20 protein-coding genes are annotated in these 23,507 nt (G+C 71.3%); 2 read left to right on the forward strand and 18 right to left on the reverse strand.

All coding sequences use genetic code 11. The features are described 5' to 3' along the window. Positions 1–91: 91 nt before the first annotated feature. Entirely contained in the window at positions 92–757 is a 666-nt protein-coding gene (locus tag ACRWK7_RS20800; RefSeq protein WP_431858191.1) for an aldolase, read from the reverse strand. A 352-nt stretch (positions 758–1,109) separates the two neighbouring features. Here ACRWK7_RS20800 and ACRWK7_RS20805 point away from each other — a divergent pair, with 352 nt between their 5' ends. Next, a complete protein-coding gene (locus ACRWK7_RS20805) occupies positions 1,110–2,399 on the forward strand; it encodes a dicarboxylate/amino acid:cation symporter (RefSeq protein WP_431858192.1) in 1,290 nt (429 codons plus the stop codon). A gap of 13 nt (positions 2,400–2,412) precedes the next feature. Here ACRWK7_RS20805 and ACRWK7_RS20810 read toward each other — a convergent pair whose 3' ends face one another. The 15 genes from ACRWK7_RS20810 to ACRWK7_RS20880 all read right to left on the reverse strand — a co-directional run bounded on the left by ACRWK7_RS20810 (position 2,413) and on the right by ACRWK7_RS20880 (position 19,218). After that, positions 2,413–3,774: a four-carbon acid sugar kinase family protein gene (locus tag ACRWK7_RS20810; RefSeq protein ID WP_431858193.1), complete on the reverse strand. Its 1,362-nt coding sequence runs from the start codon at positions 3,772–3,774 to the stop codon at positions 2,413–2,415. Then, positions 3,771–5,039 carry a ribulose-bisphosphate carboxylase large subunit family protein gene (locus ACRWK7_RS20815; protein WP_431858194.1) on the reverse strand — a complete coding sequence of 423 codons (1,269 nt, stop codon included), beginning with the start codon at positions 5,037–5,039 and terminating at the stop codon, positions 3,771–3,773. Before ACRWK7_RS20815 ends, ACRWK7_RS20810 begins: the two co-directional genes overlap by 4 nt. An 86-nt stretch (positions 5,040–5,125) precedes the next feature. Beyond that, on the reverse strand, positions 5,126–5,845 hold the full coding sequence (gene nanR / locus ACRWK7_RS20820) for a transcriptional regulator NanR (RefSeq protein WP_431858196.1): 720 nt from the start codon (positions 5,843–5,845) through the stop codon (positions 5,126–5,128). A 95-nt stretch (positions 5,846–5,940) separates the two neighbouring features. After that, entirely contained in the window at positions 5,941–6,768 is an 828-nt protein-coding gene (locus ACRWK7_RS20825; protein WP_431858197.1) for a phosphogluconate dehydrogenase C-terminal domain-containing protein, read from the reverse strand. Positions 6,769–6,884: 116 nt separating this feature from the next. Further along, positions 6,885–9,080, reverse strand: coding sequence for an aldehyde oxidoreductase molybdenum-binding subunit PaoC (gene paoC, locus ACRWK7_RS20830; RefSeq protein WP_431858198.1), 2,196 nt, complete (start codon positions 9,078–9,080; stop codon positions 6,885–6,887). Between the two features lie 3 nt (positions 9,081–9,083). Then, entirely contained in the window at positions 9,084–10,034 is a 951-nt protein-coding gene (locus ACRWK7_RS20835; RefSeq protein ID WP_431858199.1) for an FAD binding domain-containing protein, read from the reverse strand. After that, a complete protein-coding gene (gene paoA / locus ACRWK7_RS20840) occupies positions 10,031–10,690 on the reverse strand; it encodes an aldehyde dehydrogenase iron-sulfur subunit PaoA (protein WP_431858200.1) in 660 nt (219 codons plus the stop codon). The genes ACRWK7_RS20835 and paoA overlap by 4 nt, the downstream gene beginning before the upstream one ends. Positions 10,691–10,917: 227 nt before the next feature. Beyond that, on the reverse strand, positions 10,918–11,211 hold the full coding sequence (locus tag ACRWK7_RS20845) for a DUF2218 domain-containing protein (RefSeq protein WP_431858201.1): 294 nt from the start codon (positions 11,209–11,211) through the stop codon (positions 10,918–10,920). Next, positions 11,208–12,005 (reverse strand): ABC transporter ATP-binding protein, encoded by a 798-nt coding sequence (locus ACRWK7_RS20850; RefSeq protein ID WP_431858202.1) that lies wholly within the window; start codon positions 12,003–12,005, stop codon positions 11,208–11,210. Before ACRWK7_RS20850 ends, ACRWK7_RS20845 begins: the two co-directional genes overlap by 4 nt. Beyond that, positions 12,005–13,051, reverse strand: coding sequence for a FecCD family ABC transporter permease (locus ACRWK7_RS20855; RefSeq protein ID WP_431858203.1), 1,047 nt, complete (start codon positions 13,049–13,051; stop codon positions 12,005–12,007). The genes ACRWK7_RS20850 and ACRWK7_RS20855 overlap by 1 nt, the downstream gene beginning before the upstream one ends. Before the next feature lie 14 nt (positions 13,052–13,065). Continuing rightward, on the reverse strand, positions 13,066–14,184 hold the full coding sequence (locus ACRWK7_RS20860; protein ID WP_431858204.1) for an ABC transporter substrate-binding protein: 1,119 nt from the start codon (positions 14,182–14,184) through the stop codon (positions 13,066–13,068). A gap of 17 nt (positions 14,185–14,201) precedes the next feature. After that, positions 14,202–15,062 (reverse strand): alpha/beta hydrolase, encoded by an 861-nt coding sequence (locus ACRWK7_RS20865; protein ID WP_431858205.1) that lies wholly within the window; start codon positions 15,060–15,062, stop codon positions 14,202–14,204. A gap of 2 nt (positions 15,063–15,064) precedes the next feature. After that, complete coding sequence (locus ACRWK7_RS20870) at positions 15,065–17,500, reverse strand: TonB-dependent siderophore receptor (protein ID WP_431858206.1); 2,436 nt, start codon at positions 17,498–17,500, stop codon at positions 15,065–15,067. Between the two features lie 165 nt (positions 17,501–17,665). Beyond that, positions 17,666–18,604, reverse strand: a complete 939-nt coding sequence (locus ACRWK7_RS20875; RefSeq protein WP_431858207.1) for a FecR family protein — start codon at positions 18,602–18,604, stop codon at positions 17,666–17,668. Between the two features lie 83 nt (positions 18,605–18,687). Then, positions 18,688–19,218, reverse strand: a complete 531-nt coding sequence (locus ACRWK7_RS20880) for an RNA polymerase sigma factor (RefSeq protein ID WP_431858208.1) — start codon at positions 19,216–19,218, stop codon at positions 18,688–18,690. Between the two features lie 292 nt (positions 19,219–19,510). On the opposite strand from ACRWK7_RS20880, the gene ACRWK7_RS20885 reads away from it, so the two are divergent. After that, positions 19,511–20,785: a glycosyltransferase family 4 protein gene (locus tag ACRWK7_RS20885; protein WP_431858209.1), complete on the forward strand. Its 1,275-nt coding sequence runs from the start codon at positions 19,511–19,513 to the stop codon at positions 20,783–20,785. Here ACRWK7_RS20885 and ACRWK7_RS20890 read toward each other — a convergent pair. Together ACRWK7_RS20890 and ACRWK7_RS20895 are read right to left on the reverse strand one after the other, a co-directional pair. Then, positions 20,768–21,778, reverse strand: coding sequence for an FAD:protein FMN transferase (locus ACRWK7_RS20890; RefSeq protein WP_431858210.1), 1,011 nt, complete (start codon positions 21,776–21,778; stop codon positions 20,768–20,770). The two genes, ACRWK7_RS20885 and ACRWK7_RS20890, sit on opposite strands and share 18 nt — an antisense overlap. Positions 21,779–21,899: 121 nt before the next feature. Further along, positions 21,900–23,495 (reverse strand): cytochrome D1 domain-containing protein, encoded by a 1,596-nt coding sequence (locus tag ACRWK7_RS20895; RefSeq protein ID WP_431858277.1) that lies wholly within the window; start codon positions 23,493–23,495, stop codon positions 21,900–21,902. Between the last annotated feature and the right edge of the window lie 12 nt (positions 23,496–23,507).

Genomic DNA, 23,507 nt, shown 5'->3' on the forward strand with positions numbered 1-23,507 from the left:
ACGGGAGCAGCGCGGGCGCCTCGGGCTCGACCCAGGCGATGAGCGTCGGTTCGGAGACGATTACCTCCCCCGCCATGCCGCCCGACGCCGGTCAGGCGTGGTCGTGCGGCGGATGCGGGAGGTCGAGGCCGAAGGTCGCGACCAGATCCGCGACTTGGGCCGGCGTCAGGTGGCGCGGGTTCAGGTTGCGCAGCAGCAGGTACAGCTTGGCCGTCTCCTCCAGCTCCTCCGTGGCGAACACGGCGGCCTCCAGGCTGTCGCCGGCCACCACCGGGCCGTGGTTGGCCAGCAGCACCGAGGAATAGCGCCCGGCCAGCCCGCGGATCGCATCGGCCACCGCCGGGTCGCCCGGCCGGTGGTATGGCACCAGCGCCACTTGCCCCGCCCGCATCAACGAATAGGCGGTCAGCGGCGGCAGGACGGCGCGCGGGTCGATCTCCGGCAGCATGGACACGGCCACCGCGTGCGTCGAATGCAGGTGCACGATGGCGCGCGCGGATCCGCGCGTCTCGTAGACGGCGGTGTGCAGCGGAATCTCCTTGGTCGGCGCGTCGCCGGACACCAGCCGGCCCTGCGCGTCGAGCCGGGCGAGCCGCGCCGGATCGAGGAAGCCGAGCGCGGCGTTGGTCGGCGTCACCAGCCAGCCGCCGTCGTCCAGCCGCACCGAGATGTTCCCCGACGATCCCGGCGTCAATCCGCGCTCGAACAGCGAGCGTCCGAATCGGCAGACGTCTTCCCGCATCGTGCTTTCCGACATGGCCTTGCCCTCCCCTTCTCCCGATGATCGCCCAGTTCCCGGCGCCTTGCCACAGCCACCGCCGCGCGGAATGTCACAGCATTAACCAAACTGGTATATTGATATGCCGTTCATCTAGGGCGTAAGTGGTATGCGCCTTTGTCGCCGGACGCCGGCGGCCGGTGGGAACCGGATGGCGCATGGAGAGCGACGAACGACGATGACCGCAGCCACCACCCGCGCCCGGCGCGGCCGTCCCGCCTCCTGCGCGCCCAGCCCGGCCCACCCTTCACCGCGGCCGCGCCGCTGATCGTCCCCAGTCTTTGACCCGGACCTCGGACGGCGCACGCGCCGGCCGAGGAGGAGAGTTCCCATGAAGATGAACAAGCAGACGGCCCTGATCGTCGTCGCCATGGTGCTGGGCATCGTGGTCGGTTACGCCTGCAACGTCCTGAGCGGCGGCCCGGCGGCGGCGAAGGAGATCGCCGGCTATTTCGCCATGGTGACGGACATCTTCCTGCGCCTGATCAAGATGATCATCGCGCCGCTGATCTTCTCGACGCTGGTCGCGGGGATGGCCGGCATGGGCGACGCCCGCACCGTGGGCCGCATCGGCGGCAAGGCGGTGGGCTGGTTCCTGATGGCCTCGCTGGCCTCGCTGACCATCGGCCTGATCTTCGCCAACCTGTTCCAGCCCGGCGCCAACGTCGGCGTGCCCCTGCCCGACGTGAGCGCCGCGGTCGGCCTGAAGACGTCGGCGCTGAACCTCCGGGAGTTCGTCACCCACGTCTTCCCGCGCAACTTCTTCGAGGCGATGGCGAACAACGAGATCCTGCAGATCCTGGTGTTCTCGGTGTTCGTCGGCCTGGCGCTCGGCAAGCTGCGCGAGACCAAGGCGCGCACGCTGGTCCAGTCCATCGAGGAGGTGGTGCCGGTGATGCTGACCGTCACCGACTACGTCATGCGCTTCGCCCCCATCGGCGTCTTCGCCGCCGTCGCCAACGTGGTCGCCACGCAGGGGCTGGGCGTGCTGCTGGTCTACGGCAAGTTCATGGGCAGCTTCTACGTGACGCTGGTGGTGCTGTGGGCGTTCCTGATCGGCGCCGGCTTCCTGGTGCTGCGCAAGGACGTCTTCCGCCTGGTCCGGACGGTGCGCGAGCCCATGCTGCTTGGGTTCTCCACCGCCTCCAGCGAATCCGCCTACCCCCGCGTCATGGAGGAACTGAAGGGCTTCGGCATCAAGGAGCGGGTGATCGGCTTCGTGCTGCCGCTCGGCTATTCGTTCAACCTCGACGGCTCGATGATCTACACGACGTTCGCGTCGCTGTTCATCGCGCAGGCCTACAACCTGCCGCTCAGCCTGGACCAGCAGATGCTGATGCTGCTGGTGCTGATGGTGTCCAGCAAGGGCATCGCCGGCGTGCCGCGGTCGTCGCTGGTGGTGGTGGCCGCCGTTCTGCCGATGTTCAACCTGCCGGAGGCCGGCGTACTGCTGATCATGGGCATCGACCACTTCCTCGACATGGGGCGCACCGCCACCAACGTGCTGGGCAACGCCATCGCCACCGCCGTGGTCGGCAAGTGGGAAGACGCCATCGGGACCGAGGAGGAGACCGCCGAGGAGCTGGCGGAGGCTGCGCTTCCCGCCGCCGTGGCGGACTGACAGCCGCCGTCCGTCACCCGCCGCCACGGCGGACCGCCCCGAAGAAGTCGGCCTGTCCCATCTGGCCGCCCTTGAGCGCGATCTCCAGCCCACGCAGGCGGGGATCCGCGGCGTGCATCGCGCACAGCGGCGCACCGGGAGCGAGGGGCGCAGCGACGGTCAGCGCGTAGGCCCCCAGCTCGCCGTTCACATGGCCGGAGGTGTCGCCCCCCGCCACCACGGCGCGCCGGAGGCCGGTGGTCAGGACGACCTCGCGCAGGATGCGGCCCAGGGCCCGCCCGACGCCCTCGTTGGCCCGCTCCCTGGACAGCGCTGTGCGCGCCAGGAACGCATCGAAGGCGCCGACCGCCGGGTCGTCCGGCCCGCGGGCGGTGTAGACCAGCGGGCTCGCGCCGGCCGCCAGCGCCGCCGCCGTCGCCCGCACGGCGGCGTGGATTTCCTGGTCCCGGCTCTCCGCCGCGACCACACGGGCGGGATCGAGGCGGATGCCGGCGAAGCCGTGGCCGAGCGCCCAGCCGATCTGCTCCGCCGTCGCCGGGGAGCAACTGCCCGACACCGCCATGATGCGGTCCGCCGGGACGGACGGCGACGGCGAAGGGGCGTCCGGCAGCAGGCCGGCAGCGCGCCAGTGCTCGACCAGAGCGTATTCCAGGCCAGAGGAGGCGACGCAGAAGCGGGGCGCCGCCAAGCGCTCCCAGATCAGCCGGCCGGTTTGGGCGAGCGAGGCGCGGTCCAGCGCGTCGAACAGCACGGCGTCGGGCCGGCCGGCCAGCAGCGCGTCGAACCGCGCGTCGGCGTCCCCGGCCTGAAGGGCCAGGATGTCGAAGAGCGCAACCGTCGCCGCGGTCTGCGCCGCCAGATGCCGCCGCAGGTCAGCCTCGGCCATCGGCGTGACCGGGTGGCGGGCCATCGTCGGGTGGCGGTCGAGCCGGTGCGGCTGCCCCGCCGCGGTGGCGAAATGGTTGCCGAACACCGTGTAGCGGCCCAGCGCCGGCGCGCCGGCCAGCACCGGCGTGCACCCCTGCCCTCCGAACACCGCCCGCCCGATGTCGAGCGCGCGGCCAATGCTGCCGACCGTGGGCGACGAGTCGAAGGTCGAGCAAACCTTGTACTGACTGACCGGGGCGTTCAGCGCCTTCATGCCGGCGAAGATCGCCGGCAGGTGGGCGTCCATCCACGCCGGGTCCTTGCTGCGGCTGATCCCGGCGAAGCCGATGGCGCGGCAATGGGCGAACGCGCGCCGCTGCTCCTCGGTCGGGGGCTGGAGGAAGAGCACGGTGGGCAGCCCATTGAGCGTCAGCGCCTCCATCACGTCGGTCGAGCCGGTGAAGTCGTCGCCATAGTAGGCGAGGAGGAGATGGGGCAGCCCCGTCATGCGGCACCGTACTGGTCGAGCGCCTGGCGCAGCTCAGCGTGGGTCTCGGCGTAGGCGTGCAGATCCTGGCCGGACACCGCGGCCTCCCACGCCTGCCGGATGCTGGCCACGCCGGCGGCGACGCCGCCGGGATGGGCGACGATGCCGCCGCCGCAGGCGTAGATCAGGTCGACCGACCCCAGCATGCGGAAGGTGTCCGGCGCCTGCCCGGCCCACTGCCCGGAGGAGAACACCGGCATGATCGCGAACCCCGGCGCCGGCGGGGCGAACATCGGGGCGAGGCAGGTCCGGGCCGAGGCGATCACCGACGCGTCGAGCTCGGAGAACTTGTTGCGCAGGCCGTTGACGTGCATATGGTCGACGCCCGCCACGCGCCAGACCTTCTGCCACGCGGCGTACTCGAAGCCCAGGGCCGGGGAGCGCGACAGGTAGCCCCAGCCGTTGCGGTGGGCGTGGATCGGCAGCCGGCTGTGCCGGCGCAACGCGCTCAGCCCGACCAGCCCGCAGCTGTTGAGGCTGACCATGACGCAGGTGCCGCCGGCCGCCAGCACGGTGTCGTGGTGGCGCAGCATGGCGTCGAGGTCGTCGGTGATGTTGAAGGCGTACATGACCTTGCGCCCGGTCCGCTGCGCGTGCCGGTCGATTACCGGCATCACGGCGCGGACGCGGTCGGCCAGCGGACAGTGCGGGCCGTTGGCCTGCAGCTCGTCGTCCTTGATGAAGTCGATGCCGCCCTCGCACAGCGTGTCGACCAGCGCGGCGGTCTCCGCGGGCGACAGGCCGACGCTCGGCTTGATGATGGTGCCGACCAGCGGCCGGCCCTCGACGCCGGCCAGCGCCCGCGTTCCGGCAACGCCGAACTGCGGCCCCGGATAGGCCTCGGCGAAGGCGGGCGGCAGGTCGAGGTCGAGCAGGCGCACGCCGGAGAACTGCTTCAGTTCGAACAGGTTGCCGGCGACGGTGGCCATCAGGTTGGGCAGGGACGGCCCGATGGTCGCCAGCGGCCAGGAGATCGTCACGCGCGCGCGGCGGACGAGATCCGCCCCCTTCGGCCGCCCGGCCCCGGGCAGCGACGGCGTCGGAACCGGCTCCACCTCGGTGATGGCCTCGACGCGGGCGGCGTGGCGCTCCAGCAACTCGTCCGTCTCGCCGGGCAGCCGGATGAAGGTGCCGGTAGACTGCTCGCCGGCCAGCGCCGCCGCCGCGTCGGCCAGGGGATACGCCGTCTCGATCAGGTAGGTGGCGCGGAACCTCGGTTCGCCCATGCTTGCCCTCCCCTTTCCGCTCTTGCTGTCAGGCATTCATGCCGGTTGGAGCACACGGCGACCCGCCCGACGGCCGGCCCCCTTGATTACCGCGGAGTCTTCAGAAGCTGCGCGTAGAGCGCGTTGGCCCGGGTCAGGTGCGCGTCCATGGCGGCGGCGGCCTCCTCCGGGTCATGGGCGGCGATGCCGGCCAGGATGCGGCCGTGCTCCTCCAGCGTCAGCCGCTCGGCGCCCGGCGCCCGGATCAGGTCGGCGTGGAAGGCGGAGAGCCACGTGAACATCGCCGAACTCAGCGACGAGAAGATCGGGTTGCCGGAGATCTCGGCGATGGCGCGGTGGAACGCCATGTCGCGGTCAAGGAAGGCCGGGGTGCCGGGCGCCGCCCGCCGGTGCTCCTCCAGGATCGCCTCCAGCCGCCGGACGTCGTCGGCCGTGGCGCGCTGCGCGGCGATGCGGACCATGCCGGTCTCGAAAAAGACCCGCGCCTCGCGCATGTGGCCAAGCGCGTCCGGCGACGAGGCCAGCATGTGCTGCGCGATGGCCGACACCTGCTCCAGCATGGTGTCGGCGGTCGGCGCCAGCACCCGCGCGCGCTCGCCGTGGACGATGGAGATCATGCCCATGCGCTGGAGCGCCAGCAGCGCCTCGCGCACCGCCGGCCGGCCGACGCCGAAGGTCTCCATCAGCTGGCGCTCGGACGGCAGCTGGTCGCCCGGCGCGTAGCGGCCGGTCTTGATCCAGTCGAGCATGCGCTCCACCACCTCCTGGTAGAGCTTGCGCCGGGCGATCGGCTCGGTGGCGGTCATCGTGGCGTCCTTCCCGCATCATGCCCCGGCGGACGATCCTACCGGCATCCGGCCAGCGGAGCCACGCCGGTTCCGTCCGGCGGACGTTCGCCCGCTCAGGTGATCCGGCGGATGGACGCGGCGATCTCGTCCGGCTCGAAGACCTTCTTCCAGTCCGGCCGCATGAGCTGCGGCTTGCCGAACTCGATCGCCTTGTTGCAGGCGTCGGAGAAGGCGCCCTGGACCTCGCCGAAGGTAACCGCACCGAGGATGTTGAGATGGCCGAGCAGGAAGTCGCGCGCGGCCTGCTCCGGCACGCCGCGGGCGACGACCTCGTCCAGCGCCTCCCGCATCACCTGGACCAGCGTCGCGCACACGGTCTCCGACAGGCCGGGCTCCAGCAGCGCCATCTGCTCGACCGTGACCCGGTGCGCGCGGAGCACCGGCTTGTAGATGGTCCGGGCGATCTCCTCGCCGAGCGCGTAGTGCTCCTCCGGCCCCTGCATCAGCGCGTTGACGATGTGCTGCTTCGCCGCGACGCCGCCGAAATAGTCGCGCTTGGCCGCCAAGTCGGTCTCGTCGTTCCAGATCGGCGGGTGGCAGGGATGGGTCACGAAGTAGGTCAGGTCCTTGCGGTCCGGCAGATGGCCGGCGAACGGCGCGGCGGCGTCCAGCGCGATCACCATGGTGCCCGCCGCCAGCAGGCGTTCGATGCCGGCCGCGACGGTGCCGATGAGGGTGTCGGGCACGGCGAGGATCACCGCCTCCGCCCCGTCGAGCGCCGCCTCCGCCGACACGCAGGAGACGCCGAGCTCCTGGGAGAGCCGCTGCCGGCCGGCCTCGCCGACCTCCACGTGCCGGACCTCGAAGCGCGATCCTTGCAGGTTCTTCGACAGGCGGAAGCCCATCTTCCCGCCGGCGCCGAACAACGCAATCGCCGTCATGTTTGCTGACCCCGCAGTTTGGTTAGCCAGCCAACGCTAGGCAAACTGGTATGATGAGTCAATCATCACATCAGTTGGTAAAGCCCCCCTGCGGGTGCCCGGCGCCGCGCCTCCGGTCACGCGACCTGCGGCAGCCGGTCGATGAGCTTGTCGAGCGTGATCGGATAATCGCGCACGCGCACGCCGGTGGCGTTGTAGACGGCGTTGGCGACGGCCGCGCCGACGCCGCAGATGCCGAGCTCGCCGACGCCCTTGGCCTTCATCGGCGACGACACCGGATCCGTTTCGTCGAGGAAGAGAACCTCCTGGTGCGGGATGTCGGCGTGGACCGGCACCTCGTAGGCGGCGAGGTCATGGTTGACGAAGAAGCCGACGCGCGTGTCGACCGCCAGCTCCTCCATCAGCGCCGCTCCCACGCCCATGGTCATCGCCCCGATCACCTGGCTGCGCGCCGACTTGGGATTGAGGATGCGGCCCGCCGCGCACACCGCCAGCATGCGCCGCACGCGGACTTCGCCGGTGGCGGCGTCCACGCCGGCTTCGATGTAATGCGCGCCGAAGGTCGACTGCTGGTACGTCTTGTCGAGATCGCCGTATTCGATGCCGTCCTCGGCGGTCAGGTCGCCGTCGCCCGCGGCCTGGGCCAGCGAGACGCTGCGGTTGCCCGATCGGACGTGGCCGTCGGCGAACACGGCGTCCGCGGAGTTGACGCCGAGCTTCCGCGCCACGGCCTCCCGCAGTTTCACGCACGCGGCATAGACGCCCGCGGTCGCGTTGTTGGCGCCCCATTGTCCGCCGGACCCCGCCGACACGGGAAAGGTCGAGTCGCCCAAGTGCACCACGATCCGGTCCAGCCCCACGCCCATCATCTCGGCGGCGGTCTGGGCGATGATCGTGTAGCTTCCGGTGCCGATGTCGGTCATGTCCGTCTCGACCGTCACGACTCCGCGCGTGTCGAGCCGCACCCGCGCCGCCGACTTGGTCAGCAGGTTGTTGCGGAACGCGGCGGCCATGCCCATGCCGACCAGCCATTGGCCGTCACGGACCGCACCCGGCCGCGGGTTGCGCTTGCTCCACCCGAAGCGCTCCGCCCCGATGCGCAGGCACTCGACGAGCTGGCGCTGCGAGAAGGGACGGGCGGGGTTGGCCGGATCGACCTGCGTGTCGTTGCGGATGCGGAACTCGACCGGGTCCATGCCCAGCCTTTCCGCCATTTCGTCCATGGCGATCTCCAGCGCCATCATGCCCGGCGCCTCGCCCGGCGCGCGCATCGCGTTGCCTTCCGGCAGGTCGAGGCGCGCGAGCCGAAGCCCGGTCAGGCGGTTGGCGCCGGCGTAGAGAAGCTTCGTCTGGTCGACCGCCGTCTCGGGATTGCCGCCGGGCAGGTTGCCGGACCAGCTCTCGTGCGCAATGGCGGTGATCGTGCCGTCCCGGGTGGCGCCGATGCGGATGCGCTGGATGGTGGCCGGCCGGTGGGTGGTGTTGTTCATCATCAGCGGGCGCGGCAAGGCCACCTTGACCGGCCGCCCGGCCGCCCGCGCGCCCAGCACGGCAAGCAGCGTGTCGGCCCGCAGGAACAGCTTGCCGCCGAATCCACCGCCGACGAAGGGCGAGATGAGCCGCACCTTCTCCTTGGGGATGCCGAGGGTCTGCGCCAGATCGCCCGTGGTCCAGTCGATCATCTGGTTGGAGGTCCAGACGGTGACCCGGTCCCCGTTCCAGGCGGCGATGGAGGCGTGCGGCTCCATCATCGCGTGGGTCTGGTCGGGCGTGGTGTAGGTCTCGTCAAGCGTGACGGGGGCCGCCGCGAAGGCGCCGTCGAAATCGCCGGCGGTGAGGTCCGGATTCTTGTCGCTCACCTTCGCCGTGCCCTTGGCGCGGGCGAGGTCGAAGGCGCCATTCTCGCGGGCGTATTCGACCCGGACCAGCTGCGCGGCGGCCCGCGCCTGCTCGAAGGTCTCCGCCACGACCAGCGCGATGGCCTGATGGTAGTGCTCGATCTCCGGGCCGCCGAGCAGCGTCGCCGTGTTGCGCTTGCCCTTGCCGAGCTTGCCGGCGTTCCCGGCGGTGACGACGGCGAGCACGCCGGGCGCGGCCTTGGCGGCGGCCACGTCCATCGCGGTGATCCGCCCCTTGGCGATGGCCGAGCCCACCACATGGCCGTAGGCCGCGTCCGGCACGGGCTCGTGGTGTTCGTAGGCGTAGGGGGCGGTGCCCGTGGTCTTCAGCGGGCCGTCGATGCGGTCGGTCGGCTTGCCGATCACCTTGAGCTGGTCGATCGGGTTGGTGGCCGCAGGCGTGTCGAACTTCATGGCTCAGCCCTTCGCTTCGCTCAGCACCGCGGCGAGCGTGCGCTCGGCCAGGGGCAGCTTGAACGCGTTGTCGTGCGTCGGCTTGGCGCCGGCGAGCAGCCGCGCGGCGACCGCTCTGGCGCCGCGCGGCATCTCCGCCTCGGCTGCCTCGACGCGCCATGGCTTGTGGGCGACGGCGCCCAGCGCCACGCGTCCGCTGCCGTCGCGCTGCACGATCGCGGCGACGGAGACCAGCGCGAAGGCGTAGGAGGCACGGTCGCGCACCTTGCGGTAGACGTGGGCGCCCCCGACCGGCCGGGGCAGCGCCACCGCCGTGATCAGCTCGCCGGGGGTCAGCGCCGTCTCGACGTGCGGCGTGTCGCCGGGCAGGCGGTGGAAGTCGGCGATCGGGATGGTCCGCGTGGCGCCGTCCGGCCGCACCGTCTCCACCATGGCATCGAGCACGCGCATCGCCACCGCCATGTCGCTGGGATGGGTCGCGATGCAGGCCTCGCTGCCGCCGATGACGGCGAGCTGGCGGCTGAACCCGCCGATGGCGGCGCAGCCGCTGCCGGGCTGGCGTTTGTTGCAGGGCTGGCTGGTGTCGTAGAAGTAGGGGCAGCGGGTGCGCTGGAGCAGATTGCCCGCCGTCGTCGCCTTGTTGCGCAGCTGGCCGGAGGCGCCGGCGAGCAGCGCGCGGGACAGCACGCCGTAGTCGCGGCGCACGCGCGGGTCAGCGGCAAGGTCGGTGTTGCGCACCAGCGCACCGATGCGCAGGCCCCCGTCCGGCGTCGGCTCGACGGTGTCGAGCTTGAGGCCGTTGACATCGACCAGGTGCGCCGGCGCCTCGATCTCCAGCTTCATCAGGTCGAGCAGGTTGGTTCCGCCCGCGATGAACTTGGCGCCCGGGGTGCGCGCGACGGCCGCGGCGGCGGCCGTGGGCGACTCCGCACGCTCGTAGGTGAAGGGCTTCATGCCTCCCTCCGTGCGACTTCGGTGATCGCATCGACGATGTTCGAGTAGGCGCCGCAGCGGCAGATGTTGCCGCTCATGCGCTCGCGGAGTTCGATGGCCGTGGCCTGGGGCGCGGCGGTCAGATCGGCGCTGGCGTGGCTCGGGATGCCCGCCTTGATCTCGTCGAGCACCGCGACGGCCGAGCAGATCTGCCCCGGCGTGCAGTAGCCGCACTGGTAGCCGTCGTGCTTCACGAAGGCCGCCTGCATGGGGTGCAGGTTGCCCGGCGTGCCCAGGCCCTCGATGGTGGTGATGCTGTCGCCCTCGTGCATCACCGCCAGCGTCAGGCAGGAATTGATCCGCCGCCCATCGACGATCACCGTGCAGGCTCCGCACTGGCCGTGGTCGCAGCCCTTCTTGGTTCCGGTCAGATGCAGATGCTCGCGCAGGGCGTCGAGCAGCGTGGTCCGCGTGTCGAGCTCCAGCGTGTGCGATCCGCCGTTCACGGTGAACGACACCCTCGACCGAACCGGCGACAGGGCGGGCGATGGGATGGGCGTCTCAACGGGGGCGGCGCGCGCCGGCGGGGGGAACGGCACCGTCGTCATCGCCACGGTCGCGGCGCTCCCGAGCAACAGGCCGCGCCGGGTCATGTCAAGGTCGCCGGGAAAGTCCATGTCGTGCTCCCATCCTCTGCACCGGCCTGCCGGATGGGCAAAGCCAGTCCGGCATGCGGAGGCGGCCATTCCACCTGCGCATCGGATGGGAAGTTGTTCGGGCAGGGGCTCGCGATCAGCCGTTCATTTGCGATAGCGCTTATGAAGCTGAGTCATGAAACGGAACCGGCGAACAGCGGTTGTCTAGGGTTTTGTCCTTTCCTGCCGCCGTCGCGCTCCCGTGACGGTTACGCCGCCCCGGCGGGAGTCCAGGACAGCGACGGCTTCTCCTTCCAGGCGAAGCGCTCCAGGTGCTGGCCGACGATGCTCTCCACCTGCATCAGCGCCGCCGCGTCCGGCGCCTCACAGCGTAGGGACAAGGCGCCGCCGTCCGCCTCCATGACGCAGACGCCCATGGCGAACTCCGCCCGGCCGCGGGCGTCGTCGTACTCGACCGCGATCTTGTGGCGGAAATGCTTGCAGAGCTGGACGAGGTAGCGGCTGGCCAGCGCGGTCGTCACCCTGGCTTCGGAGACGATCATGGCGTGGTGCTCCCGGACGGTTCGGACCGCGGCACGGCGCGATCGGAAAGGACGATGGGAAAGCCTTGCGAGCAGCGCTCGACCCGGCCTTCGATGCCGTAGGCGCGGCGCAGCACGTCGGGGCTCATGGCCTGCTCCGGCGGCCCCGCGGTCAGCAGCCGGCCGTGCGCCAGCACCACCACAACGTCGCAGGTGCGCAGCGCCAGGTTGAGGTCATGCATGGCCAGCAGCGCGATGGAGCCGTCGCGCGCGGCGATGGCGCGCACCGTCTCCAGCACCGTCAGCTGCCAGCGCAGGTCGAGCGCGCTGGTCGGCTCGTCGAGCAGCAGCAGCCGCGGCCGGCGCACCAGCGCCTGCGCCAGCCCGACCATCTGCCGCTGCCCGCCCGACATCTCGCCCAGGCGGCGGAGCGCAAGGTCGCGCAGGCCGAGCTGGTCGAACACGGCGTCGATGGCCGCTTCCGCCGATCCGTCGCCGCGCACCGCCCGCAGCGCGGCCAGCACCGCCTCGTAGGCGACCAGCGAGGTGCCCTGCGGCAGCGCCTGCGGCAGGTAGCCGACCATCCGCACCCGGCGGTGCGCCGGCATGGCGGTCAGGTCCTCGCCGTCCAGCAGGATGCGGCCGGACGCCGGGCGCAGGCCGGCGATGGCCTTCAGCAGCGTCGACTTGCCGGCGGCGTTCGGCCCGATCACCGCCACCAGCGCGCCGGGCGGCACCGTCTCCAGCTCCAGTCCAGAGAGCACGGTGCGGCGGCCGTAGCCGACGCTCACGCCGTGCAGAGACAATCCCCTCATCACGACGCCCTCCTCTGGCCGAGCACCAGCGCCATGAACAGCGGGATGCCGACCAGCGCCGTGACGATGCCGATGGGCACGATCAGCCCGGGGATCAGCAGCTTGCTGGCGATGGAGGCCGCCGACAGCACCACCGCCCCGGCGAGCGCGCTGCCCGGCAGGTAGAAGCGGTGATCCTCGCCCAGCAGCAGGCGCGCGATGTGCGGGCCGACCAGCCCGATGAAGCCGATGGCCCCGGCGAACGCCACGGCCACCGCCGCCAGCAGGCTGGCGCGCAGCAGCACGGTGAGGCGCAGCCGCTCCACCGGGATGCCGAAGCTGCGCGCCTGCTCCTCGCCGCCGCGCAGCGCGGTCAGCGCCCAGGCGTCGCGCAGCGAGAGGGGCACGCACAGCGCCAGCACCGCGGCGATCACGGCGATCTTGCCCCAGGTGGCGCGCGCCAGGCTTCCCATGGTCCAGAACACGATCTGCTGCAAGGCATCGGTGTTCGCCACGAACTGAATCAGCGAGACCAGGGCGTTGAAGGTGAAGAACATGGCGATGCCGAACAGCACCACGGTGTCCTTGGTCGCCCCGACGCTGCGCGACAGCGCGTAGATCAGCAGCGTCGCCCCGGCCGCGCCGGCGAAGGCGCTGGCGGCGATGGCGACGTTGGCGCCCAGCCCGAGCAGGTCCAATTCCAGCACGATGGCGACCGACGCCCCGAAGGTGGCGGCGAACGACACGCCGAGCGTCATCGGGCTGGCCAGCGGGTTGTTGAGCACCGTCTGCATCTCCGCCCCGGCCAGCCCCAGCGCGGCGCCGACGAAGACCGCCATGGCGGCGTAGGGCAGCCGCACGTCCCACAGGATCACCCCCTGCGCGCGCGGCAGCGCCGCCCGATCGAGCAGGCCCGCGGCCACGTCGCGCAGCGGCAGCGCCGCCGGTCCTGTGGCGATGTCCACCAGGAAGGACGCCACCAGCGCCACAGCCAGCCCGACCAGCAGAACGACGCGCAGCCGCACGAAGCGCGCGTAGGCGCGCGCCAGCGGCGGCGTGGCCACCATCTCCCCGCCATCCGTCATTTCAGGCCGACCCAGTACGTGCCGTTCAGCGGGATCGGCTGGAAGCGTTCGTACAGCGTGCGCAGCGTCGCCTGCGGGTCGAGGTCGGCGAAGGCCTGCGGGTGCAGCCATGTGGCAAAGGCCTGCACGGCGGCGACGTTGAAGGGCGAGTTGTAGAAGTGGTGCCAGATGGCGAAGGCACGCTTCTCGCGCACCGCGGTCAGCTCGGCGATGCCGGTGCGCCTGGTCGCGCGCTCCAGCGAGGCGCGGGCCAGCTCCGGCGTCACCCCGACGCCCAGCACGATGCGGTTGGGCGTCTTGTCCATGGTGGCCAGCGCGCCGGTGGCGGTGCCGATGTAGACGTCCGGCTCGCGGGTCAGCAGGTGCTCGACGTTGACGGTGCCGGTCTCGCCGGGCACCAGGCCGGCCGCGGCGTTGCGCCCGCCGGCCACGTCGATGTAGCGGCCCATCATGCCGTTCACCATGGTCTCGCAGCACTGGTCGTTGAGGCCGACCCGGCTCTCCAGGAACACCGTCGGGCGCTCCGCAAGGGTGGCGATCCGGTCGGTGACGCGCCTCAGCTCGGCGTCGTAGAGCGCGGTGAACTCCGCAGCCTCCGCCTCGCGGCCCAGCACCTTGCCGAGCAGCGCGACGCTGCGCGGCGTGTTCAGCAGGGGATCGCGGCGGAAGTCGATGAAGACCACGGCGATGCCCGCCGCCTCCAGCTGCGCGATGACCTCGGTGGCCTTGGGCGAGGGGCCGTGCCCCTCCAGCCCGAAGATGGCGACGTCCGGCTGCAGCGTGATGGCCTGGGCGACGTTGAAGCTGTCCGCCGACACCCGTCCGATGGGCTGGATCTCCGCCAGCTTCGGGAAGCGTTCGCGGTACTGCGCGAAGGTGCCGGGGTCGAGCATCTGGAACTCGCCCATCTGGCCGACGACGCGCTTCGTCGGGTCGTCGCGGTCGAGGATGGCGAGCACCGGGACGTAGCGCCCCTCGCCGAGGATGACGCGTTCCACACGGGCCGGCACCGACACCGTGCGGCCGGCGAGGTCGGTGACCTCGACGCGGTCGGCCGCCGCGGCGGACGCCAGCGGCAGCAGGACGGCCAGGGCGGACAGCAGGATTCTCAGCATCGGCGGACCTTTCGGACTCATGGAACCGGCCCCAGCGTGGCGCGCAGGGCATGGCTGAGGGCGGTCGGCACGATGGACCCGTGGTTCTCGCCCTCGAACGTGCGCTGAACGACCTGGAGGGTGCCCGGGGCGGACAGCCGGGCGGCCAGCGCCTCGGCGTCGTCCACCATGTTGCGCTGGCGTTCCAGCCCGCCGACGGCGATCAGCAGGCGGCGGCCAGACGGCGGGGATGAGGCGGCGAAGCGCCGCTCCTCCTCCAGGATCGCGCGGTCGTTCCACCAGAGGGACGGGCTGATGGCGGCGTAGGCGCGGAAGGCGTCGGGGCGGGTGAACAGGGTGTGCAGCACGAACAGCCCGCCCAGCGAGTGGCCGAACAGCGCGTCGCGCGTGCGGTCGACCGGAACGTCGCGGGCGATGGCCGGCTTCACCTCTTCCACCAGGAAACGCAGGAAGGCGTCGGCACCGCCGTTGGCCGGCCAGGGCGAACCGTCCGGACGCGGCGGCAGCCGGGCCGGATCGGCCGGCGTCGTGAAGTCGCGGATGCGCCGCGTCTCGTCGTACGGCCCGTCGGTGGGATAGCCGATGCCGACGACGACGGCCGGCGCCACGCCGGTGGCCGCGGCGCGGCGGCTCTGCACCCGCACCGCCTCCGCCACCGTGGCGAACGCCGCGTTGCCGTCGAGCACGTAGAGCACCGGGAAGCCGGCGGGCGGCGGCGCGCCCGCCGGCCGGGCGACGAGGATGCGGTACTCCCGCCCGTCGTCGCGGGCGTGCATCACGCGCACCTCGCTGTTCGGCACGGTGACGGCGGAGGGCTGCGCCGTCGCCGGGGAGGCGGCCAGCAGCAGCGGCAGGATCAGGCGGGCGAGCCGGCGCATGCTCAGAACTTCGCCGTCAGCTTGAGCCAGGCGCTGCGCGGCTCGCCGTAGAAGTTGAACACGGTCGGCCCGCCGACGCGCGAATAGTACTTGGTGTCGAACAGGTTGTTGACCGACAGCGCGACACCCACGGCTTTGGTGACCTGATAGCCGATCTGGGCGTCGGCGACGGTGTAGCCCCCCTGCTCGAACCGCACGGCGCCCGACTGGGCGAAGTAGCCGCTGTAGGCGCGCAGGCCACCGCCCACGTGGAAGCCGTCGAGCGGGCCGTCCTGGAAGGTGTAGCGCGTCCACAGCGTGGCGGAGTGCTTCGGCGTCCAGGTGTTGAAGGTGCCGGACTGCCCCGGCGGGGCGGTCAGGTACTCGGTCTGGGTGTAGGCGTAGCCGGCGAACACCTCCCAGCCCGGCATCACGGTGCCGCTGACCTCCGCTTCGAAGCCCTGCACCCGCACCTTGCCGGCGGCGATGGAGACGGTGGGGCGGGTGGCGTCGGCGATGGCGCGGTTCTCGTCGGTCAAGCGGAACAGCGCGGCGTGGGCGTTCAGCGCACCGCCGAGGAACTCGCCCTTCAGGCCGGTCTCGTACTGGGTGCCGGTGCGTGGCCGCAGCACCGCGCCGTTGGCGCCGGTGGCGGTCTGCGGCTGGAAGATGTCGGTGTAGCTGGCGTAGGCCGACACCGTGTCGGTCAGGTCGAGGATCAGGCCGGCGTAGGGCGTGAACTTGCCCTCCTCGGTGAAGGTGGTGACGGCGCCGTTGACCAGGTTGGTGGAGGTGTTCTCGTAGCGGCTGAGCCGCCCGCCCAGCAGCACGGTCAGCGGGCTGACCGGCTTCAGGCGCAGCTGGCCGTAGGCGCTGTACTGGATCGGCTCGTTCTCGGTGCGCGTGGTGAAGGGCGTCGCCGGCTCAGCCACGTTGGAGATCGGGTTGTAGACGTTGATGGCCGGCCCGAAGTTGGCCTGCCCCTGGTACAGCTTCTGCTGGTAGCGCCGGTAATCGACGCCGGCCAGCACGGTGTGCGTCTGGCCCAGCAGGCTGAACGGCAGGCTGACGTTGGCGTCGGCCGAGAGCGACTCCTCCCAGTACTGGCGCGCCAGCACGGTCAGGCCCGTGGTGTTGGTGCGCGGGTCGACGGCGCTGCGCGAGTAGGCGTACTTGAAGTCGACGTCGCGGTCGCTGTAGCGGACGGCGGCGCGGGCGCGCCCGCCGCCCTCGAAACGGTGCTCCAGCTCGGCGAAGCCGTCGGTGATGTCGTTCTTGAAGCGGTTCCAGTCGGCGCCGATGAAGGTCGAGCGATCGACGTCCAGCAGCTGCCCGGACGCGTAGGCCGGCAGGCCGTTGAACGGGTTGACGGCGGCCTCCTGCCGCGCCGCGGAGAGCGACAGCGTGGTGTTCTCGGTCAGGTCGACGTCGACGGTGCCATAGCCGACCTTGGTGCGGTTGTGGTTGACGTTCACGTGGGTGTCGCGGTCCTGGAAGGCGCCGACGAGGCGCCCGCGCACCCGCCCCGCCTCGGTCAGCGGCCCGCCGACGTCCACCTCGGCGCGCCGGTACTCCCACGACCCGATGGTCGCCGAGCCCGTCGCCGTGAAGCGGTCCTGGGCGCGCTTGCGCACCAGATTGACGGTGCCACCCGGCTCACCGGTGCCGAACAGCATGCCGGACGGCCCGCGCAGCACCTCGATGCGGTCGAACATGACGAGGTCCGGCTGCGTGCCGTAGACGCTGGACAGCGGGGCGGGAAGGCCATCCACCAGCGCGTTGTCCAGCTCGTAGCCGCGAGTGAAGATGCTGGAGCGGCCCTGGTCGTTGGTCAGAACCGTCATGCCGGTGGTGGCGCGCATGGCGTCCTCCAGCCGGTTCAGGTTCTGGTCGTCGATGCGCTGGCGGGTGACGACGCTGACCGACTGCGGCGTCTCGCGCAGGGTCGTCGGCATCTTGGAGCCGACGGTGGTCACCGACCCGCCGTAGGAACCGCTGCCCTCGGTCGCGCCGGGGTCGCGGCTGCTGCGCCGCCCCTCCACCGAGACCGGGTCGGTGACGACGACGCCCGGCGCCGCGGCGACCTTCTCCAGCACCACGGTGCGCGCGTCGCTGAACCGCCACGTGTAGCCGGTGCCGGACAGCAGCTGGCGCAGCCCCTGCGCCGGCGTCAGCGTGCCGCTCAGCCCGGCCGTCCGCAGGCCGGCGAGGTCGCGCGAGGCGAACAGCAGCCGCAGGCCGGCCTGGTCGGCGAAGGCGGTCAGCGCCGTGTCCAGCTCCTGCGCCGGGATCTGGAAGCGCACCCCCTGCTCCGCCTGTGCCGTCTGCCGCGGCGCCTCCGCCGCGCGGCCGAGCGCCGGAACGGCGCACAGCGCCGCCGCGGTGGACAGCAGCAGCAGCGCCCGCATGTTGCTCACCCGATCCCGATCGACCGCCACGCACCCCAGCCGCTCAGCCATGCCAAAAGCCTCTTCACTTCTTGTTTGTTCTGCGAACGAGAACCATTCGCATTCTCCAAGCCTACGACGAACGAAGGGGAGCGACCTTGCAGCGCCCGGCGGAAAATTTTTTCGGGCGGTGTTCCCTCCCCCAGCCCCGCTGGGGGGAGGGCTCAATCCGCACCGTCAGTAGATCACCGTCAGCAACGGCATGCGGACGACGCGGGCGGCCATGGTCTGCTCGACCGTGCGCAGCAGGCCGTCGGCGTCGCCGAGGTCGAAGATGCCCGAGACCTCCAGCGCCCGCAGCCGGTCGTCCACCACGGCGATGCGGCCGGGGCGGTAGCGCTGCATCTCGGCTACGACATCGCCCAGCGGACGGCGGTTGAAGATCAGCTTGCCACGCCGCCACGCCGTCTCCGTCCGGGCGTCCACACGCTCCGGCGCGCCCGGTTCGCCGCCCATGCCGAAGGCCACGCGCTCGTCGGCGACGAGGCGGACCGCGTGCACGCCGCCGCGCACCTCGACACTGCCCTCGCTGACCACCACTTCGACCGCCCCACCGGTGTTGCGCACGCTGAACACGGTGCCGAGCGCCTGCACCTCGCTGCCGTCGGCGCGCACGACGAACGGGCGTGCGGCGTCGCGGACAACCTCGAACTGGGCCTCGCCCTCGTGCAGCACGACACGGCGCTCGCCGGCCGAGAAGGCGACGGACAGCGCGGTCGCCGTGTTGAGCGCGGCCAGCGAGCCGTCGGGCAGGCGGACCTCCCGCCGCTCGCCGACCCGCGTGGCGTGGTCGGCGTACAGCCCGGCCAGCGGGCCGACCACGCCGCTGCCGACCGCCAGCGCGGCGGCCGAGGCCGCGACCGCGCCGCCCAGCACGGCGCGCCGGCCGAGTGTCCGCGTCCGCTCCGGCCGTGCGCCGACGGCGCCGATGTCGCGCCACAGCATCTCGGCCTGCGCCGCCGCCGCCGCGTGCGCCGGGCTGCGCCGGCGCCACGCCGCGAAGGCCGCGTGGTCCTCCGCGGTCGCCCGGCCGGAGCGCAGCCGCACCACCCAGTCGATCGCCTCGTCGCTCAGCCGCGGCGGGAACGGGATGGGCGGGTGTGGTTCGTTCGGCATCATGGGCGTCCCGGCAACGGAGGCCGCGCCTCCCCTGTCCACACGACGAATCCGGCGGGGCGGAACGACAGCGCGAGCATGCGCTATTCTCCAGCGTTCGGGGGATCAAGGCGGTCGCGGCAGTGCCGCAGCGCCTGGGCGATGTACTTGGCCACCATGCTCTCCGACACGCCGAGCCGAGCCGCGATCTGGGCGTGGGTCATCCCGTCCATCCGGCTGAGCAGCAACGCCTGCCGCGGCTTGGCCGGCAGCGCGTCGAGCGCCGCGCCGAGCTGGCGGACCCGCTCGCGCGCCAGCAGCGTGGAGTCCGGCAGCGGGGCGGGGTCCGGCACCGCCTCCACCGCGTCGTCGCTTGCCGCGACCGCGGCGCGCCGGGCGTTCTGCCGCAGCGTGTCGATGGCGAGGTTGCCGGCGACGCGGAACAGATAGGCGCGCGGGTCCTGAACCTCCGCCACCGCGTCCCCCGCCGCCGCCAGACGCAGGACGGTGTCGTGCGCGACGTCGGCGGCCCGGTCGGGATCGCCCATCCGCCGCGCCAGGAAGCGGAGCAGGTCCGCATAGTGTTCCTGGACGCTGGCGATCAGACCGTTGGATCGCTGCCGCTCGCTGGGCACGTCCGGACCTCCTGTGGGCGCTGCGGTCGCACCGCACCGGAGCGGGTGAAGTGCTATCCCTACGCGTCCTAACCTTTCGCCAGGGCAGCGGTCAAGATTGATTTGCGACTAAGTCGCATTTGCACTGCGTGTTTGTGAACCGTCCCTGTTCTCCGCCGACGTCCGCATCGCCATTCGAGGTGCCTCGAAAGGGCGGCGCAGGATCGCCGGCCCGGCCTGCGTCGAAACCTTGGCTTGGCAGCGGGCCGCAGGCCGGCCGCCACGTTCCAGTTCCCGTTGCAGAAGGACGGTCATGAACATCCTGGTGATCAACCACTATGCCGGCTCCGACCGCCTGGGCATGGAGTATCGTCCGTTCTACCTGGGCCGCGAGTGGGCCTCGCAAGGGCACGCGGTGACCGTCATCGGATCAAGCTTCTCGCACCTGCGCACCCACAGGCCCGAGATCCGCGCCGACCTCGACGCGACCGAGGAGGAGGGGATCCGCTTCCGCTGGCTGCGGACCGGCCGCTACGCCGGGAACGGCCTCGGCCGGGTCGTGAACATGATGACCTTCGTCGGCAAGCTGATGGCGTACGCGGACCATATCGCCGGCGAGGTGCGGCCGGATCTCGTGATCTGCTCCTCCACCTACCCGCTGGACATCTATCCCGGCGCGCGGATCGCCCGGCTGAGCGGGGCGCGGCTGGTCTTCGAGGTGCACGACCTGTGGCCGCTGAGCCCGATGCTGCTCGGCGGCTATTCGCCCCGCCATCCCTACATCCGCCTGATGCAGATGGCCGAGGACGCCGCCTACCGCCGCGCGGATGCCGTCGTGTCCATCCTGCCCCACACGCTGGAGCACATGGTGACCCGGGGCATGAACCCGCGGAAGTTCATCCATGTCCCGAACGGCATCCCTCTCGCCCACCCGCAGGCGTCCTTCGACGGCGACCTGCCGGCCGAGGTGGAGGCGGTGATCGAACGGGAACGCGCGCGCGGGCGCTTTCTCATCGGCTATGCGGGCGGCCTGAACCTGTCCAACGCGGTGGAGCCCCTGGTCGAGGCGGCGCGCCTGCTGGCGCACGAGGACGTGTCGTTCCTGCTGGTCGGAAGCGGCAACCACGAGGACGCCCTGCGGGCGCAGGCCGCGCGCCACGGGCTCGACAACTTCCACCTGCTCGGCCGGATTCCCAAGCGGGCGGTGCAGACCTTCCTGACACGGCAGGACGCGCTGGTCGTCTCCTGGGCGCGCAGCCCGCTCTATCGCTACGGCATCTCGCCCAACAAGATCTTCGACTACATGCTGGCCGGCCGCCCGGTGGTGCAGGGAAGCGACGCCAGCAACGACCTTGTCGGCGATGCCGAGTGCGGGATCACGGTTGCTCCCGACGATCCGGCCGCGCTGGCGCAGGCCATCCTCGCCTTGCGGCGGATGCCCGTTGCCGAGCGGCAGCGCCTCGGCGCGAACGGCCGGCGCTTCGTGCTGCAGCATCACGATTATCAGGTCTTGGCCGCGCGATTCCTGCAGGCGGTGGCGCCGACCGCCGGCCTGGGCGGGCGTGTCGCATCAGCGCAAGGACGGTAGGGGATCGCCCCACCGGAGGTCTCCGACGAGGCGCCGCTCACCGGCGCGGGTGACGAGGGCCCAGGCCGGTCCGGCGGCCTCCAGGAGGGGGCCTGCGTGCTCCGGCGGCACGATGGCGAGCGCCGTCGACAGCGCATCCGCCGTCGTGGCCCGCGGAGCCACGACGGTGACGGCGTCCACCCGGTCCGCGCAGCGGCCGGTTGCCGGGTCGAAGAGATGGTGGCAGAGCGGGCTGAACCGGGTCCCGTCGGGGCTGGACGTGGCGACCGCCCGGTCGCCGACCGGCAGCACCGGCGCCGGATCGCCGTGGCCGTCGAGCCCCACCGACCAGGGGCGCCCGTCCGGACGCCGCCCCAGGGCCGCGATCTCCCCCATGTCGATGAGCACGTCCCGCATCCCCGCCTGCCGCAGCAGGTCGGCGACGCGATCGGTGATGAACCCCTGCGCGATGCCGTTCAGGGTGATGGCCATGCCGCGCCGCGCCAGGGCGATGCGCGCGGGCCCCACCGCGACGCGGCGGTGGTCGACGAGTTCCCGGGCCGTGGCGACGGCTCCGGCGTCCGGGCCGTGGGGATCCGCACCCTCCCGCGAAAAATGCGCGGCATGGAGAACCCACAAGGGCTGCACCGTCGGATCGAACGCGCCGGACGTCAGGGCCGCGAACCGCAGCGCCTCGCCGAGGAGTTCGACGAGATCCAATGGCGGGGCCTCGAGAACGCCCCGGCGATTGAGCACCGACAGCGCCGAGTCCGCGCGATAGAGGCTGAACACCCCGTCCAGACGCTCGACCTCCGCGACGCACGCGGCGACCAGCCGCTCGGCTGCCGCCGTGTCGGGATGGTGGAGCCGCAGGGACGCCGCGGCGCCGAGCACCGTGCCGCGCCACTCCACCAGGGTCTCGGCCAGGGTCGCGGCGCGCACCGGGGCGCTTCTCCCCGCGAGCGCCGCCACCGACGCCGTGATGGTCAGGAACCGCCGCCGCGACAGGCGCATGGGCTACCCTCCGCGCCCTTGGCCGATCGCGGCGCTGACGGCGGCGCTCCGGCGGTGCCCTTCCCCGCCGCCCGTCCTGCCAGCGTTCCTGCCCGTCACCACGCTCCGCACCGGACCGACCTCAATAGACATCGTTCTGCGTGTTGAAGACGTTGAACTTGCCGGTCGGGGTGACGAGCCGCGGGTCTTTGATGACCGTCTTCAGCTTGCGGGTCTTGTCGTCGACGATGACGATGGCCGACGTCTTCTCCTTGCCGTTCCAGACGGAGAACCAAACCTCCGAACCGTCCCTGTTGTATTCCGGCTGGACGATGCGGGGATTGCCGTCCGTGATGCCGGCCCACTCGGCGATGGGAAGCACCTGGATCCCGGCGCCGAGATCGTCGAGGTTGAACACGGCGACGCTGCCGGCCACCGAGGGCTCGGGGTTGAGCGGGGTGTCGACCCACAGGTTCCGCGAGTTCGGGTGCGTCTTGATGAAGAGGGATCCGCCGCCCTGCCCCAGCAGCTCCTGCACGACCGTCCACGCCTGCTGCGGGTGCTTCTCCGGATCGGTGCCGATGAGGCTGATGGCCTCGCTGCCGAGGTGGCTGGTCGCCCACACCGGGCCGAACGTCGGATGGACGAAATTGGCGCCGCGCCCCGGGTGCGGCGTCGTGCCGGTCTCGACGATCTTCACCAGCTCGTTCGTCTTGGTGTCGATGATCGCGACCTTGTTCCGGGCGTTGGCCGCCACGAGGAAGTACCGCCGGGTCGAGTCGAACCCTCCATCATGCAGGAAGCGGTCGGCGTTGATGCTGGTGACCTTGAGGTTCTTCAGGTCCTCGTAGTTCACGACCAGGATCTTGCCGGTCTCCTTCACGTTGACGATGAACGTCGGCGAGAAGTGCGACGCGACGATCGAGGCCACGCGCGGCTCGGGATGGTATTCCTGGGTATCGACGATGGTGCCGCGGGTCGATTCGATGCGCAGCGGCTCCAGCGTGTCGCCGTTCATAATGACGTACTGGGGCGGCCAGTAGGCACCGGCGATGGCGAGCTTGTCCTCCCAGCCCTTGGCCTTGGACGTCTCGACCGAGCGGGCCTCGAGGCCGATCTTGATCTCCGCCACGGTGTCCGGCTTTTCCATCCACAGGTCGATCAGATCGATCTTGCCGTCGCGGCCGATGACGTAGAGATAGCGCCCGGACGCCGACAGGCGGGAAATGTGAACCGCGTAGCCGGTGGTGATGATGTTGACGATCTGCTTGGTGTCGCCGTCGATCAGCGCCACCTGCCCGGCATCGCGCAAGGTCACCGAGAACAGGTTCTCGATGTTGAGCGTGTTCATCTTCTGCTTCGGGCGCTGGTCCGGCGGCACCACGACCTTCCAGGACTTGCGCATCTCGCCCATGCCGAATTCGGGCGGCTGCGGCGGGTCGTTGAGCAGGTACTTGGCCATCAGCTCGACCTGCTGCGGATTCAACTCGCCCGACGAGCCCCAGTTGGGCATGCCGGCCGGCGAGCCGTAGGTGATGAAGTTGCGCAGGTAGTCGTAGCCCAGCTCCCGCGTCAGGTTCGGCGTCAGCGGCTTGCCGGTGGCCCCGTTGCGCAGGACGCCGTGGCAGCCGGCGCACCGCTCGAAATAGATCGTCTTCGCCTGCTCGAACTCCGCCGCGCTGAGTTGCGGGACGCCGGGCCTGGCGCCGGGCTGGTCCTTCGTCTCTTCCGACAGGATGTTGTGGCTGGG

The sequence above is a fragment of the Azospirillum sp. genome (genome assembly GCF_050789165.1).